We start from the raw sequence: 14,694 nt of genomic DNA on the forward strand, positions 1-14,694 counted from the left end.
TCCCCAGCAGTGTGGAGAGAAGATTTTGAAAAGACAAGCCGCCTGAGCATGATCTATTGAGAATCATTCACCTTTCGGGTGAAGCGAACTCACCAATTGATTTCGTCGACTTGTTGTCATTCTTGACGGCACTGCGTGGCAATTGCGAGCGCAAGCTGGCACCCATCCATGAATTCGCCCAGGTTGATGAATTCCTTGATGGTGTGAATCTCATGCTGACCGGCTCCCATGGTGACCGTGGGCACACCATGTTTCACCAGCCAGTTGGCATCCAGACCACCATTGGAAGATTTTGTGATTGGCGACATACCAATGGATTTTGCAGCGTCCACAGCTCGCATGACGACAGGGCTGTGATCTTCCAGATGAAACGGAGGATACGCTTTGTGGATCGTAAACTTGAGTGTCGCTCTTTGGCCATCGATCGTCGAAACGTCATTCACAGCTTTTTCAAACGCCGCCTGATAAGCCGCAGTGATCCGGGAATTGAATTCCGCGTCATGACTCCGCGCTTCGCCTTTTAAATAGACATAATCTGTGACGACATTCGTGGCATCACCGGCGGCCAGCCCTTTTTTGCCACCAAAAATCCCAATGTTACTCGTTCCATAGCCGTCAGACTTCTGGATTTTCCCAAACCATCCTTGAGCATGGACATCGGCAATGGCTTTCGAAGCAATCAGAGTGGCCGAAATGCCCTGTTCTGGCGCAACTCCAGCGTGTGAAGCCAGGCCAGTGATCTCGACATGGAAGGTTTCCTGGCCGACGGCTCCGGTGACCAATTCAGCCGGTACTTTGCCGTCAAAATTGAAGCACATCTGGACATCAGACACCGCTTTTGCATCGAGGTAGCGGGCACCTTGAATGCCGCTCTCTTCACGGATCGTAAACAGCAGAGTGATTGGCGGGTGGGGAAGCTGATGCTTTAATAAAGCGGCGACTGTCGAGATCAGAACTGCGCAGCCTGTGCGGTTATCACCTCCGAGGCCTGTTGATCCATCAGTACAGATCTGGTCCTCTTTAAGTATTGGTTTCGCTCCCTGGCAGATGGGAACGGTATCCATGTGCGTGGAAAACATGATTCGCGGGCCGGGTTTTGTGCCAGGTAGATGGACAAACAGATTGCCAATTTCACAAGGCAGATCAATCCGGCTGTGAGCATCATCGTTGAACATGCTCATGGCAGGTACTCCAGCCGCAATCAGCTCTGCCTGGATGGCTTGAGAGATGGCTGTTTCCTGACCACTCAGGCCTGGGACTTCCAGTAATCGCATGAGCAGATCAATTGTCGGCGAACGCTCAATATAAGCTGATAAACTGGCCATGAATAATCCTTCAATGATTGATAACGTGACTATGCAAGTAGGGGTTGTCAACAGGTGAGAGTAATGTCGTCGAAAGGGACTTGAACTGATGGAAAGTTAAATACCCCATGGTATTCCCAGTAAATACCAGGCGATAAACAGGAGTATCCAGCCAGCAAAAATGAAAACAACATAGGGCAGCATTAAGGAGACAATCGTCCCTACACCGGCGTTTTTGTCATACTTTTGAGCAAAGCCGACCACCATGGCAAAGTAAACATTCAAGGGTGTGATCATGTTAATCGGTGAATCGGCAATTCGATAAGCAGCGAGAGCCGCCTCTGGATCAACATTCAATTTGACAAGGACAGGAACGAAGATCGGTGCAAAAATCGCCCATTTGGCAATGGCTCCCGTGATCAGAAAATCGAGCAGCCCGACAACGACGATCAATCCCATCAGTAACCAGAATGGGCCGACATTGGCATCCTTGAGCATGTTCGAAAGATTCACCGCGAGGATGGTGCCTATATTGGAATAGTTAAAGTAGGCCACAAACTGGCTGATAATCAGCAGCAGGAAGATTGTTCCGCCCAGACTACTGATGGATTTGCCGACGGCATTGATAACATCATTGGTTTTAGCAATCGTGCCGGCACCGATGCCGTAGGCAATGCCTGTGGCGAGAAACATGACCATGATCACCGCAATCAAGCCGTTCATAAATGGAGAGTTGCCAATGATGGCACCGGTGGCTGGATCTCGCAGCGGGGCTTCTGCGGGAATCGTGAGTAGTCCAAAAAAGATCAGGACACCAAGCATGGCCCAGAGCGAATAGAGGAGCCCTCTGGATTCCTGGGCAGTCAATGCCCCACTTTTTTCAATGGGCTTTTCGCCCGTGTAGGCTCCCAGTCGTGGTTCAATCATTCGCTCGGTGACTAATGTGATGATGATTGTCAGCAGGGGGACGGAAGCCAGCGAAAACCACAGATTCGCTGTCAATCCAATCGACCGTGAAGGATCGACGAGATGAATGGCATCATTCGTGAATTCCGTCAGGACGGCATCGAGGGGCTTGATCAGCATGTTGACAGTGAACGCCCCTGCGACTGCCGCAAAACCCGCAGCCAGCCCAGCAAGTGGATGTCGGCCAATACTGAGAAAAGCAGTACCAGCCAACGGAATGAGAACCAGATATCCAGCATCAGCACCCACACTGGAAAGAATCCCGACAAAGACCAGGATGTAGGCCAGAATGGCTTTGGGGGAAAGAATGACAAGTTTGCGAATCAGAGCCTGTATCAAGCCCGATTCCTCAGCAACCCCGGCACCCACCATGGCCACGATCATGAGTCCCACCGCCGAGAAACCCATGAAGTTGGGAATCAACTGGGTGTAGATAAAACGTATGCCGTCACTGGAAAGCAGACTTCGGGCTGCCGAGGTTTCTGTTTTAAGTTGATTGGTCTGTTCATTAAGAACCTGAAAACTGACGGAAGCGTTAGCCATTTCCATGATGTGCGAAACGACCACGACCACGGCAATCAGCAATAGAAAAATGACAGCGGGATGAGGAACCCGGTTTCCCACTGCTTCAACGATATCGAGCATGCGCTGGAGTAAAGAGGTTTTCTTGGCGCTCTCAGGTGTTGATTCAGGATTCGAGCCGACTTCACCTGATGGCTGCATGACGACGTTCCGTATCGGTTGTTATAGATTCGTATGACACACCAGATCGATGGATATGAACAGTTCATGAAAATCGCATTGTCGACAAAGCAGTCCACTTCTGTTGGCTGCTAAGGAGTGACTGAAGCTGCCGGATAAATTGGCAGCAACCAGGGCACCATGGCGACACTGATGACGAGGACGATCACACTTAAAGGAATACCAACTTTGACAAAGTCGCTGAATGAATAATTTCCGGGAGTGACGACCAACGTATTCACAGGTGATGAAACGGGAGTCATGAATGCTGTTGAAGCCGCTAAGGCCACGATCATCGCAAAAGGATACGGCGAGGCTTGCATATCGGCAGCCATGGCTAATGCAACAGGTGCCATCAAGACGGCTGTCGCGGTGTTAGAAATGAACATTCCCAAAATGGCGGTGATCATAAACAGGATCGCCAGCACCCCACGCGGCCCCATACTGCTGGTGATCGTTCGTAAACTTTCAGCCGCCAATTCGACTCCTCCCGTTTCCTGCAGAGCGATGGAGAAGGGGAGCATGCCGACAATCAGGATCAATGTCTTCCAGTCGATGCATTTATAAGCAGTTTCTATCGTGATGCAGCGGAATAAACCCATCAAAAGACAACCGATCAGTGCTGCCAGAACATTGGGAACCACCCCGGAGACCATCAATCCGATCACAATGAGCAAGCTGACCATTGCATAAGAGGCTTTGCCGGGAGCTGGCAGCAAATCATGGTATTCCGAAGGATACCTCAAGGGAACAATATAATTGCTGTCCTTCGTCAAATGCCGGATGGCTTTCCAGGGGCCGATCAGCAGCAGGGTATCGCCTGCCTTCAGACTTTCTTCGCGCAGTTTTTCCGTGACGGCCGCTTTGCTGCGACGCAAGCCAATCGCGGTTAATCCCGTGCGGCTGCGAAATTCACTGGAAATGAGTGATTGTCCGACCAGTTCGGAATCCACGGGAATGATCACTTCGAGCATCCCGATTTCCTGGGCTCGATCGGTGAAGTAGAGCCCACTGAGCGGCATGGGTTCGAGGGCGAATTGAGTCTTCAGAGCATCTGAGTCAGCCGGGGGCCCGTAAAAATCGACGAGGAGAACATCCCCTGCATGGAGGATTGTTTTGGCCGTGGGTTGGAGGACGGAGCGTTCGCGTTCAATGGCGACCAGACTGGCACTGGCGGCATTTCTTAAGCCCACTTCCTCGATCGTCTTTCCCACCAGTGGCGATGAGTGACTGATGCGGACTCGCTGTTCCCGCGTGGCCAGTTCATATTGCTCAACCCAACCGGCAAGCGTGGGCTGCCTGGTATCTGCTTTGGAATCAAATGGGTTGGTTGCAGGGAGCCACTTTCTCGCGATGAGCATGTAACCAATCGCTGCCAGCAGGATAGGGATTCCAAAGGGGGCAAAACTAAAAAATCGAAAACCTGTGCTGTCGGTGTTGTGTTGCTCGGCAAAGCGAATGAGTTCGCTGTTGACAACCAGATTGGGGGCCGTCGCCACCAGGGTCATCATGCCACTGATCAGGGCCGCACAACTCAGTGGCATCATCAACCGGCTGGGAGGAGTTCCAGTGCTCTGGCAAATTCTCAGTACGACAGGAATAAAAATCGCTGTCACGGCTGTGGAGCTCATCGTCGAGCCTAAGCCGCAAACGACCACCATCAGCAGAATCATCATGCGGGTTTCACTGCTGCCGGCTTTCACACTGAGCCAGTCGCCCAGATTTCGTGCAACTCCTGTTCGAACTAAGCCATCTCCAATCACAAACAATGCGGCAATCAGCACAATGTTCGGGTCAGAAAAACCTCGCAGAGCATCATTGACTGTAATGATCTGTGTCAGGGGAAGCAGAGTCAGCATCAGTAAGGCGACAACATCCATCCGTGGTTTGTCGATCGCAAACATCACGATGGCGGCAATCAACAGCGCTAAAACAATTGCGAGTTCAATCGTCATGGGAGGGGCTCAAGGGATGCGACAAAACTTTGGGACATGAAGGTGAAGACAGCCTGGCTGTGAGTCTGCCGACTGAGACAAAGGTAGTCTTTCCGCCTGTGAATCGAAAGCCGGAGAAGCGAGAGTTCAGCGGATCGAACATACTTTGGAAGTGCTCTTTGATCATTAATGGGTCAACTTTAAGACGATGACTCCACCAATGATCAGCAGAACTCCCAGCACTCTGCCAAAAGACACGGGGTCGCCGTACCAGGCAATGCCGATGGCGAATGTCCCAGCCGCTCCGATGCCTGTCCACACGGCATAAGCTGTCCCAATGGGAATATGCCTCTGAGCCAGCCACAGCATCCAGCCACTTAACCCCATGAGCAGTACAGCTGTGATCAGCCCGGTCCAGCGAGACTCTGGGGCCTGAGACATCTTCAAGCCCACAGGCCACCCAATTTCCAGTAAGCCAGCCATAATCAGATACAACCAGCCCATGCTTGTCTCCTGTTCGATTGTTCGATTGTTTGACCGTGCTGAGCCAGTCCACATTCCTGTTCAAGAAGTGACCGACAAAATTCATTGCCCAGGGGAGTTTAACGATCCCGGCACTGCCTGTCGTGACAGGGCTGGTGATTGCACCTGTTGGAACTCCCCAGATTGACGATCAATGGCCAGTGGGCATTCCTCTCAAGATGTGATTGTTTTGAATGACTGTGGTTCGTTCAGGAGTTTTCGTAAAAGATTCGCAGTCGAGGGGTGGACAACACAAACTGCCGCCTATATAGTTTCCAAGGAAACTACGGTTTCATAGGGGCATTCGTGAAGAAAACCAGCCAGATCGAAGACCATGTCGGCTATTGGTTGCGATATGTCTCGAACCATGTTTCCCATGCGTTTGCGCAAAGGGTCGAGCGACAAGGCGTAACTGTCGCAGAGTGGGTACTGCTGCGTGAATTGCTCGATACCGGGGCGGTCAATCCCAGTCACCTGGCGGCCAAAATAGGGATGACCCGTGGTGCCGTCTCAAAACTTGTCGAGAGGCTCCTGCAGAAAGATCTCGTTGTCAGATCGCATTCAGAGAATGATCGGAGATATCAGACAATTGATCTGTCACCGAGCGGCAAACAGATCGTTCCGGTTCTGGGGAGACTGGCGGATGAAAACGACAATGAATTCTTCGGTCATTTAACACCTGATGAGAAGACCTCGCTGTTCAATCTCCTTCAAGAGATTGTTCGTCGGAACGGTTGGAAAAACCTTCCTGTGGATTGAGTGAGTTATCTACATGCGGAAATCAGGTCATGAATACTGATCAAATTCGAACTGTTGAGTTTTGTGCTCAAGGAGCATTGACAGGTGCGCTGACATTTCCGGAAATCGTCGGCAAGCTTAGTCAATGTGGCATTGAGCGATACCATGCCGATTATAGTCGGCGAGAAATCACCTATTACCTGGAAGACGGTGACTCGCAAGTGGTTTCCACGCCTCATCCTTTGGATGTAACGGGATTTGAGTTTTCAGCGGCGGATGTTGCGGCCGCTGTTCAGGAGAGTCAAAGGGGCGAACATAGCTACCTCGATTTTATCCGGAAAACGATGGCAGCAGGTTGTGTGGGTTACTTCGTACAGATCACGGGTCGCCGGGTGATCTATTTCGGAAGGGACGGCGATTTCCATATCGAATATTTTCCCGATGCTCCCTAACGCGAACCTCTCCGGAAAGGCCGTGTCTGCGGAACGGAAAAAGTTCATACTGGCAGAGGCATCCCAGCACAGTCTCGGAGAGATCGGGAAGTCCCGCTCAGTGGAATGCAACCAACTACGCATTGATGCCCGGGGAAGTCAGCCATGCAAGCCGTTATCTTCATGGGCCTGCAAGCGTCAGGAAAATCGTCCTTCTATAAAGAATGGTTTTTTGCCACACACGTTCGCATCAGCCTCGATCTTTTGCGGACTCGGAACCGGGAACGCAGGCTGATGTCCATGTGTCTGGAGACACAGCAGCCGTTCGTCATTGATAACACAAACCCGACTCGGGAAGAGCGAGCGAAGTACATCGACTCCGCAAAATCGGCCAAATTTTGCGTGGTCGGATACTACTTCCGATCCCAAATCACAGAGTGCATCGCTCGAAATCAGCAGCGTAGTGAACCTGTGCCGGAGATCGGCATCCTGTCCACGGCCAGGAAACTGGAGCTTCCCACATTCGAGGAAGGTTTCGACACCCTGAAATATGTACGACTGACACAAGCGGGTTTCGTCGTCGAGGAGTGGAACGAAGCCGCCAGTGACGTCTTGTATCGGTAGCTGGTTAGAAACATTAATAAATTCTGGGTATGGGCGGAATAGTCAGGTCAAACAACCATGAAATTCGACGATCTTGACAACAAGATGAGGGTCTTCGAGACCGCTGCCGACCTGTGCGTGCTGCCCGGTGTGTTCATGGTCGCTCGTCTCGATGGTCGTAGCTTCACCCGGTTGACCAAAGATGTCTGCCAGTTTGAGGCTCCCTTCGACGAGCGATTCCGCGACCTGATGGTCTCCACCACGGAGTCACTGATGACCTTTGGCTTCCGCGTACTGTACGCCTACACTCAAAGCGATGAGATTTCGCTGCTCTTTGGACCAGAGGAACAACTCTTCGGCAGGAAGCTGCGGAAATACAATTCTGTACTGGCAGGTGAAGCCAGTGGCCAGTTCTCACTGAAGCTGGGGCGACCGGCCTGCTTCGACTGTCGGATTTCTCAATTACCAACGAACGAACTGGTCGTGGACTACTTCCGCTGGCGTAACGAAGATGCCTTTCGCAATTCTTTAAATGCCTGGTGCTACTGGACTCTTCGCAAGGGGGGCCAGACCGAGCAGCAGGCCACGAAATCGCTGCTCGGCCTGTCCGTGAGTCAGAAGAACGAGTTGCTTTTCCAGAGCGGCATCAATTTTAACGATCTCCCGAACTGGCAGAAGCGGGGAATCGGTTTGTGCTGGGAAGCGTACGATCAGCCTGCCTTGAACCCTGTGACAAAGGAAGAGGTCACGGCACGTCGTCGCCGGATTCATACCAACTTCGATCTGCCGATGAAAGACGACTACAGCCAATTCGTGCGGTCGTTCATTTCCCAACCTCAAACACAAGGAGCCTGAAAATGGGTACTTCCTACGGTGATTTCACCAAGTATCCCCGCACGCCCCATCTGTTTGGGTCGAAAGGGACGGATGATGACAAGCATCTTGGTGAGGCAGAATCGAAGGCGTTTATCGACGACGACAGGCTGATTGTCGAAGAGAAGATCGACGGCACAAACGTCGGCATTCACTTCCTCGATTCCGGTGAGATGGTCCTGCAGTGCCGGGGCCATCTCATCACCGAAGGGATGCACCCGCAATACGACCTGTTCAAGCAGTGGGCGGCGGTAAAGCGACAGGTACTGGAGGGGCAGCTTGAGAACCGCTTCATTCTGTTCGGGGAATGGGTCTACGCGAGGCACTCGATTCATTATCGCAAGCTGACGCACTATTTCTTCGAGTTTGACATCTACGACAAAGGGCAGAAGGAGTTCCTCAATCTGAATCGTCGGTTGTCAATTCTTGAAGGAACGGGAATTCAGACGGTGCCAGTGGTTCATATGGGCCGTATGGATCGTGACGACCTTGAAGACCTGATTGGCCCCTCGCAATTCGACAGCTATTTTGAAAACCCCGTCACAAAACGCGCTGACAACCTGATGGAAGGTCTGTATCTGCGGACGGAAGCAGCGGGCGTTGTCACGGGAAGAGCCAAGTTTGTGCGTCCTGAGTTTGTCGAGAAGATCAAGCAAAGCTCGCATTGGCAGCACCAGATCATGGTGCCCAACCTGCTGGCGGATGATGTGGATATCTGGTCATGAAATGGGAGCAACTCAGACAGTCATCGCTGGAAGACATAACGGCCTGGGCGGAAACCCAGCCGTGGTGTCAGGCGATGGCGGACTGCGCACAGGATGCCGAATGGCATTCGGAAGGCGATGTCTGGACTCATACGAAGATGGTCCTTGAGCAACTGCACGCCCTGAAGGAGTGGCCGTCTCTGACAGGATACGAGCAGACTGTCCTGGTCTTCACCGCACTGTTTCACGATGTCGCCAAGCCGCTGACGACCGAAGTTGATCCCGAAACGGGTAGGGTGCGATCCCCAAAGCATGCCGTCAAAGGGGAGCACGTCGCCCGCAATATCCTGCGTGATCTGGGATGTGACCTGGAGACTCGTGAAAAGATTGCCCGGCTGGTTCGTTACCACGGACGACCGGCCTTCCTGCTCGAACGTGACGAGCCGACCCATGAAGTCGTAAGACTTTCGTGGTTGGTCAACAACCGGCTGCTCTACCTGTTCGCTCTGGCCGACACCCGAGGCAGAGACACCGATTCAATGACCCGGCCCGAAGAGAATCTGCACTTCTGGAAGCTCATGGCCGAAGAATCCGGCTGCTATGACCAGCCGTATCCATTCGACACCGACCATGCTCGATTCACATTCTTCCGGCAGGAAGAACCCAACCTTTATTACGTTCCGCATGAAAACTTCTCCTGCAACGCGACGCTCATGGCCGGTCTTCCGGGCAGTGGCAAAGACACATGGCTCTTCAGCAACCGTCCCGACTTACCGGTCGTTTCATTAGACGATATTCGAAGTGAGCTTGGCGTTGATCCGACTGACAATCAGGGAGGAGTGGCGCAAGAGGCCCAGGAACGCTGTCGAGAGTTTTTGAGAGCAGGAACATCGTTTGCCTTCAATGCCACAAACACGATGCGACAGACCCGCGGGCGCTGGCTTGATTTATTTTCTGACTACAACGCCCGTATCGAAATCGTCTACTTGGAACCTGCGTTTGACACGCTATTGCGACAAAATAAAGCTCGAAGCAAGCCTGTTCCTGAACCAGTGATCCGCAGGCTGGCAGAGAAGTGCGAGCCGCCGACATGGATGGAATGCCATGGGCTAATCATGCCGAATGACAATATGCACACTCAACTGGGGTGAAAATAATGGAGACTGATCACTGGATTACTGCAGTGCTGGCGTTGCGTAAAGCCAACAGGATCGTGGTCCTAACGGGAGCTGGGATCTCTTCGGAAAGCGGCATTCCTACATTTCGAGACAGCGATGGCTTTTGGCAGCGGTTTCCTCCAGAACGATTTGCTACATGGAAAGGGCTATCGCAGACAGCGCTTACCGATCGGTACTCCTTAGCAGAGTTCATTCTCAACGTGATTGAGCCCATTGCCAAGTCCAAGCCTAACGCCGGGCATACAGCTGTGGCCAGAATTCAGCAACGAGTTTCCACGACCGTCGTTACCCAGAACATTGATGGACTGCATCAATCGGCAGGCTCGACATCCGTCTTGGAAATCCATGGATCACTGATGGAGGTGGTCGATGTCACATCGGGAGAGATCGTACAGAAATTGGACAGGAATGATCTCGCACGAATCGCCGGCATCGTCCGTTTGTATGCAAATCATCAGGTATCAGTCATCAGATTCTTGTGGAATCTTCGAAAGCATTATCCATTTGACTGGTTCGGGCGGCACAGACCGAATCTGGTTTTGTTTGGCGATGATCTTCCGGAGCCAGCCTGGACTAAGGCCTATCAAGCATCCCGGGAGTGCGATGTGCTGCTTCAAGTCGGGACATCGGGCGCTGTGTATCCAGCCGCTCTGCTTCCCGAAACTGCTGCTGCTTCCGGTGCGACCGTGATTAGTATCGATCCTCAGCCAATGGAAGGTTGTTGGCTGAAAGGCAAAGCGGGTGATCTGCTGCCAAAGCTGATTTCTGATGCGTTTGGTTCCAGTAGCGAATAAGGCCATGCTCAGAAAGAATAAGATGAGAGGAGAAAGTTATGAGAAGATCATGGAGAGCAAACAACGCGTTCTCTTTTTACTCACGACTTCTGATGTTCTCCTATTTGTTTGCGAAGCAAAGTCGGGATAACAGGACACCATTAGAACTTTTTCTGGCGGGTATTCGAGCTCTCAGGTCAGATTTACCGATTTAAAACGTCCTTGATCACGGCTGAATGCGTTTTGTCGCTTTGCTTGACAGTCGGTAGCGGCCAAACGGGATTTACGCTTCATTCGACTGTTCGCCAAACAGCAATCGCGAGGCCCAGTCGTTGCGAAACCGGGCGTCAGGATCGAACTCCGCGCTGATTCGCTGGAACTCAGCGAGTTGCGGATAGATCGACTTCACCATCGCGGCATCCATCGGACAGATCTTTCCCCAGTGCGGCCGCGCCTCAAACAAGCTGGCCAAAATGCGAGTGAGGACTTCAGAAAAACGGTTGAAAGCCCGAAGCTCTGAGGGGCGAGCATAGCAATTGAAACTGATTGAGTAGCTATCCTCATCGTCACTGCTTGCCATCGAGATCAGCGTGTCATCCGGTAGGATGCGTCGGATGCAGATCGGGTAACAGTGTGTATAGGTCGAAACATCCGTTGGGTCGAGCAGTCCGAGTTGTTCCAGTCGTGCGGAAGTAGCCGACGCCAGCGCCTTACTGTCCCCATCGAAGAAGCATACGAGTTCCCTCACGACTCTAAGCGCATAGTCCAGTTTGGAACGCTTGACGAAGACCTCTATTTCAACGTGGCGGAACAATTCGTGCTCCATTACGAGCATGTCCTGCGACTTGCCGACGACGTTCCAATGGCGAATGACAGTCAGTGGCAAAACGCGCCGAAAGAAAGTGTGAGTCGCCCAGCGAGGTCGGAACCACTTCGACAGGAAAAGCACGATTAGATGCAGTCCTACCTCCATAACGGCGAAGAAATAGGCCTGATAGATCAGCGCTCGCCAGTTTCCTGAATTCGCCACTTCGCGGCGGTGTTGAGCCCAGTAATCCCATCGCCACGGAATGAGAAAGAATTGTTGAAGCGGGTACATTTCCTCGGCAGCAACAACGTCGGCAAGGGCGTCATACCGTCGAAAATGTTCTTCAACGCAATACTGGGGACGAACCCACAAGCCCACAGAAACGATGACTCCAAGGCAGCCAAGCGAGCATCGCGCCGCTTGCAACTCGGGGCCTGTATTGATCGTGCGAATGACCGCTTCGCCACTTTCGGTGTATCTGGCGACGCGGACCTCGGCAACGTAATGCGACAAACTGTGCTTGCCCGATCCATGGGTACCTGTCGAAACTGCCCCTGCGATCGCCTGTTCGGTGATCAGGCCGACTGCAGGTAACGTAACTCCGGCCTGCCGTTCCAACTCAACGAGCGCATGCTTGACCTGACACCCTGCACCGATTGTGGCCCAAACACGATCATCTCGTTTTTCGGTGCGCACCGTGTTCAGGTGCTGCAGATCGAGCAAGACATCCTCGCAGCAAGAGGCTTCACTATAGGAGTGCAACCTGCCGATGACCCGAATTCGTGAACCGCGTTGCGAGTCGAGTATCCGCAGCACTTCTTCTTCGGACTTTGGTTGATAGATCGTCTTGGGGCGAAAACTAACGTTACGCCCGAAGTTTTGCCACGTTTGCCCGTTGATCATGGTCTATACCTTGGTATGGATGGGGATCGAATCTTGGGATTGGGAAGTAAGCGTGTGCTTACAAATGGGCCAAAAAAAACGCTCAGGGGTGGCCTCCGACAAGGCTTTGTGCCACCGAGGCAAACATCTTCTCGCGTTGACGGGGCCCGAGCAGGCTCAGTTCTACGATGATGTTGGAGATTGTGGCCAAGCCGATGAGTCCCCAAGCTGCGTCGCTCACTGCCGGTCCATTGACACGACTCTCTCGACCTGTCGAGATCTGTTGCACAACGAGTTTGTGAAACTGACGATACATCTCGATCAAGGTCTCACGCATCTCGTCATCGTCAGTCTCAGCCAAGGCGGTAAAGATCACGCGATAGAACCCTAATTCACTCTGATGCTGGGATTCGTAAGCGATCAGTTGTTCGACTCGTCTCGCGGAATCGGGAAGATCAGCCACGAGTTCTCCCCACTTTTCGGCGCGCGATTCGAAGACGTCATGAATTGCGGCCAAGAACATCGCCTTCTTGTCCGGCCATAGCCGGTAAAGGATGTTCACTCGAACTCCGCAACGCTGTGCCAGTTCTGCCGTGGTGGTACGTCGATAACCGAGGTCTCTGAATGTTTGGCAGACAATCGGAAGAAGCTTCTTTCGCTGCTGTTCGGCTTGGCTTGGCCGCGACATCTCATAACCTTTCCCGATAGTGTAAGCAACAACTTACGATACCGTAGGTGTGGGTCGACTGCAAGGGCGCGTATCCCAAGCTGAAATCGAACCAGCGTAAACCAACAAAGGAGGCGACTGGATTCGAACTTCACAACCCCATTAGGAAAACCACTTTGGAGTAACGGCCTCAATTCGTGGCGAGAAATTCAGGCCTCGTTGAATAGTCCGCATGAAGTCATAACTTGCGCTAAGTCCTTGCTGCCAAAAGAAAAACACCTCGCGGCGGTTAAACCCGGCGAGGTGTCACTGATCTTAGTCGGGATAACAGGATTTGAACCTGCGACCTCTACGTCCCGAACGTAGCGCTCTAGCCAAGCTGAGCTATATCCCGTCTTCCTGGGGGAACTTTCCCGATGCTCGGGAAATTGGACAACCAGATTCGCTTTTAGTTCGGGGCCAGCGAATCGGTCGGGTTCCCACTCCTTAACGATCGTATCGATTCTTTCAAATTCATCAATCGAAAGGGTGGTGTCGATTTTAAGGACAGGGGGGCTGTGCCGCTTTCAGAGGAAACGTGAGTTGCCGGGCGTCCTGGTCTGTCGATGAAATCGTCTGCAGCAGATGTGCAGGGTGCTAGATCATCTGGCGAAGAAGCTGACATGCCAGTGTTCAGGGGATCTTTTATGTTGTCATCGAAGATTTCACAATTCGCCTGTCTGCTGTTTGCAGGATATCTGCTGACTGCACCTGAAGTTTTGGCGCAAAGTCCTTACTGGCAATCAGTTCCGGGTGTTGCACAATCAAAGAGTCAGCCTGCGGCGACAGCTACGACTTCAACCAGCAAAACGACCGCAGACAGGCCAGCGTCAGGAGTTGTGCGCGAACAGGCTCTCCGGCCTGTAGCACAACAACAAGGGCGGACGGGGTTGTTTCCTGCACAGCCAGGTGTGATTGGTTTGAAGCCCGGGAAAACAGGAAATCCGGCCTGGGATCGGCTGTCAGCTGATCAAAAACAGGTTTACACCGGTGGTTGGGGAATGCAGAACCCGTCGGGCGGACTTTCGACTGTTGTCGACTGGGGCCAGAATGATCGATTTGGAGCCGGTGGACAGGTTTCGAGAGGGGTTCCCCAGTACCAGCCCAACTGGTCAAATCAGTCGCAGCCCGTGATGGCCAGATCTTTGAATTCATCGAACGCTTATTTCAGCAATGGCGTACCGCAAAGATCTGCCAGCATGCAGCCTGTGGATACCAGTTGGTCATCCGCAAATCAGGGTGGACAGGTCCGGATGCAAAGCGTGGAATCCATCGACGGGGCCTGGTCATCACAGACGGGTCGATAAACTTTTGCGCTTGTAGGCTGATTGATGCAGAAGTTGCCTGTGGCGACTCATCATTCAAAAAAACTTGATTGAGACACTTGATCTTCTGGGCCGTGCGGATATCCTTTTCTTCCCGGCCCAAGATTGCTCGACGCAATCAGTCGGTCGTTGCTCTTTGACAATTTGGATGGGAAGAGATTTGAGAATCAGCTTTGCGCAGATTCGTTAAGCGGTTGCTGGGACGT

The 14,694-nt window shown here is 52.4% G+C and carries 14 protein-coding genes and 1 tRNA gene; 8 read left to right on the forward strand and 7 right to left on the reverse strand.

Going from position 1 to position 14,694, the window contains the following annotated elements:
* Nucleotides 1-116: 116 nt before the first annotated feature.
* The 4 genes from A6X21_RS06330 to A6X21_RS06345 all read right to left on the reverse strand — a co-directional run bounded on the left by A6X21_RS06330 (nucleotide 117) and on the right by A6X21_RS06345 (nucleotide 5,449).
* Nucleotides 117-1,325, reverse strand: a complete 1,209-nt coding sequence (locus A6X21_RS06330) for a M20/M25/M40 family metallo-hydrolase (RefSeq protein ID WP_068846774.1) — start codon at nucleotides 1,323-1,325, stop codon at nucleotides 117-119.
* Between the two features lie 96 nt (nucleotides 1,326-1,421).
* Nucleotides 1,422-2,993 (reverse strand): AbgT family transporter, encoded by a 1,572-nt coding sequence (locus tag A6X21_RS06335; protein ID WP_068846775.1) that lies wholly within the window; start codon nucleotides 2,991-2,993, stop codon nucleotides 1,422-1,424.
* A 110-nt stretch (nucleotides 2,994-3,103) separates the two neighbouring features.
* Nucleotides 3,104-4,966, reverse strand: a complete 1,863-nt coding sequence (locus tag A6X21_RS06340) for an SLC13 family permease (RefSeq protein WP_068846776.1) — start codon at nucleotides 4,964-4,966, stop codon at nucleotides 3,104-3,106.
* 165 nt (nucleotides 4,967-5,131) lie between these two features.
* Nucleotides 5,132-5,449 (reverse strand): DMT family transporter, encoded by a 318-nt coding sequence (locus A6X21_RS06345; RefSeq protein WP_068846787.1) that lies wholly within the window; start codon nucleotides 5,447-5,449, stop codon nucleotides 5,132-5,134.
* Between the two features lie 324 nt (nucleotides 5,450-5,773).
* Between A6X21_RS06345 and A6X21_RS06350 the strand changes: the two genes are divergently transcribed.
* The 7 genes from A6X21_RS06350 (at nucleotide 5,774) to A6X21_RS06380 (ending at nucleotide 10,788) form a co-directional block, all read left to right on the forward strand.
* Nucleotides 5,774-6,226: a MarR family winged helix-turn-helix transcriptional regulator gene (locus A6X21_RS06350; protein WP_068846777.1), complete on the forward strand. Its 453-nt coding sequence runs from the start codon at nucleotides 5,774-5,776 to the stop codon at nucleotides 6,224-6,226.
* 29 nt (nucleotides 6,227-6,255) lie between these two features.
* On the forward strand, nucleotides 6,256-6,657 hold the full coding sequence (locus A6X21_RS06355; RefSeq protein ID WP_068846778.1) for a DUF1398 domain-containing protein: 402 nt from the start codon (nucleotides 6,256-6,258) through the stop codon (nucleotides 6,655-6,657).
* A 144-nt stretch (nucleotides 6,658-6,801) separates the two neighbouring features.
* Nucleotides 6,802-7,260 (forward strand): AAA family ATPase, encoded by a 459-nt coding sequence (locus A6X21_RS06360; RefSeq protein ID WP_068846779.1) that lies wholly within the window; start codon nucleotides 6,802-6,804, stop codon nucleotides 7,258-7,260.
* A gap of 57 nt (nucleotides 7,261-7,317) precedes the next feature.
* Nucleotides 7,318-8,094 (forward strand): tRNA(His) guanylyltransferase Thg1 family protein, encoded by a 777-nt coding sequence (locus A6X21_RS06365; RefSeq protein WP_068846780.1) that lies wholly within the window; start codon nucleotides 7,318-7,320, stop codon nucleotides 8,092-8,094.
* 2 nt (nucleotides 8,095-8,096) lie between these two features.
* The gene (locus A6X21_RS06370; RefSeq protein WP_068846781.1) at nucleotides 8,097-8,837 is read left to right on the forward strand and encodes an RNA ligase family protein; all 741 of its coding nucleotides are present in this window, start codon (nucleotides 8,097-8,099) and stop codon (nucleotides 8,835-8,837) included.
* Complete coding sequence (locus tag A6X21_RS06375; RefSeq protein WP_068846782.1) at nucleotides 8,834-9,967, forward strand: AAA family ATPase; 1,134 nt, start codon at nucleotides 8,834-8,836, stop codon at nucleotides 9,965-9,967. The genes A6X21_RS06370 and A6X21_RS06375 overlap by 4 nt, the downstream gene beginning before the upstream one ends.
* A 5-nt stretch (nucleotides 9,968-9,972) precedes the next feature.
* Nucleotides 9,973-10,788 carry an SIR2 family NAD-dependent protein deacylase gene (locus A6X21_RS06380; RefSeq protein ID WP_068846783.1) on the forward strand — a complete coding sequence of 272 codons (816 nt, stop codon included), beginning with the start codon at nucleotides 9,973-9,975 and terminating at the stop codon, nucleotides 10,786-10,788.
* Between the two features lie 262 nt (nucleotides 10,789-11,050).
* Here the strand turns inward: A6X21_RS06380 and A6X21_RS06385 are convergent, their stop codons facing one another.
* The 3 genes from A6X21_RS06385 to A6X21_RS06395 form a co-directional block, all read right to left on the reverse strand.
* Nucleotides 11,051-12,478 carry a D-arabinono-1,4-lactone oxidase gene (locus A6X21_RS06385; RefSeq protein WP_068846784.1) on the reverse strand — a complete coding sequence of 476 codons (1,428 nt, stop codon included), beginning with the start codon at nucleotides 12,476-12,478 and terminating at the stop codon, nucleotides 11,051-11,053.
* 82 nt (nucleotides 12,479-12,560) lie between these two features.
* Nucleotides 12,561-13,145: a TetR/AcrR family transcriptional regulator gene (locus A6X21_RS06390; protein WP_068846785.1), complete on the reverse strand. Its 585-nt coding sequence runs from the start codon at nucleotides 13,143-13,145 to the stop codon at nucleotides 12,561-12,563.
* Nucleotides 13,146-13,443: 298 nt separating this feature from the next.
* A tRNA-Pro gene (locus A6X21_RS06395) sits at nucleotides 13,444-13,518 on the reverse strand.
* Nucleotides 13,519-13,810: 292 nt separating this feature from the next.
* Here A6X21_RS06395 and A6X21_RS06400 point away from each other — a divergent pair.
* A complete protein-coding gene (locus tag A6X21_RS06400) occupies nucleotides 13,811-14,470 on the forward strand; it encodes a hypothetical protein (protein WP_068846786.1) in 660 nt (219 codons plus the stop codon).
* The last annotated feature ends 224 nt before the right edge of the window (nucleotides 14,471-14,694 follow it).

Origin of the sequence: Planctopirus hydrillae (assembly GCF_001707835.1) — a bacterium.
Classification (GTDB): domain Bacteria; phylum Planctomycetota; class Planctomycetia; order Planctomycetales; family Planctomycetaceae; genus Planctopirus; species Planctopirus hydrillae.

Excerpts from the sequence above, each read along its gene's own strand:
- A6X21_RS06330 (WP_068846774.1), bottom strand. The coding sequence starts at position 1,325 with ATGGCCAGTTTATCAGCTTATATTGAGCGTTCGCCGACAATTGATCTG.
- A6X21_RS06335 (WP_068846775.1), bottom strand. The coding sequence starts at position 2,993 with ATGCAGCCATCAGGTGAAGTCGGCTCGAATCCTGAATCAACACCTGAG.
- A6X21_RS06340 (WP_068846776.1), bottom strand. The coding sequence starts at position 4,966 with ATGACGATTGAACTCGCAATTGTTTTAGCGCTGTTGATTGCCGCCATC.
- A6X21_RS06345 (WP_068846787.1), bottom strand. The coding sequence starts at position 5,449 with ATGGGCTGGTTGTATCTGATTATGGCTGGCTTACTGGAAATTGGGTGG.
- A6X21_RS06355 (WP_068846778.1), top strand. The coding sequence starts at position 6,256 with ATGAATACTGATCAAATTCGAACTGTTGAGTTTTGTGCTCAAGGAGCA.
- A6X21_RS06360 (WP_068846779.1), top strand. The coding sequence starts at position 6,802 with ATGCAAGCCGTTATCTTCATGGGCCTGCAAGCGTCAGGAAAATCGTCC.
- A6X21_RS06365 (WP_068846780.1), top strand. The coding sequence starts at position 7,318 with ATGAAATTCGACGATCTTGACAACAAGATGAGGGTCTTCGAGACCGCT.
- A6X21_RS06370 (WP_068846781.1), top strand. The coding sequence starts at position 8,097 with ATGGGTACTTCCTACGGTGATTTCACCAAGTATCCCCGCACGCCCCAT.
- A6X21_RS06375 (WP_068846782.1), top strand. The coding sequence starts at position 8,834 with ATGAAATGGGAGCAACTCAGACAGTCATCGCTGGAAGACATAACGGCC.
- A6X21_RS06380 (WP_068846783.1), top strand. The coding sequence starts at position 9,973 with ATGGAGACTGATCACTGGATTACTGCAGTGCTGGCGTTGCGTAAAGCC.
- A6X21_RS06385 (WP_068846784.1), bottom strand. The coding sequence starts at position 12,478 with ATGATCAACGGGCAAACGTGGCAAAACTTCGGGCGTAACGTTAGTTTT.
- A6X21_RS06390 (WP_068846785.1), bottom strand. The coding sequence starts at position 13,145 with ATGTCGCGGCCAAGCCAAGCCGAACAGCAGCGAAAGAAGCTTCTTCCG.
- A6X21_RS06400 (WP_068846786.1), top strand. The coding sequence starts at position 13,811 with ATGTTGTCATCGAAGATTTCACAATTCGCCTGTCTGCTGTTTGCAGGA.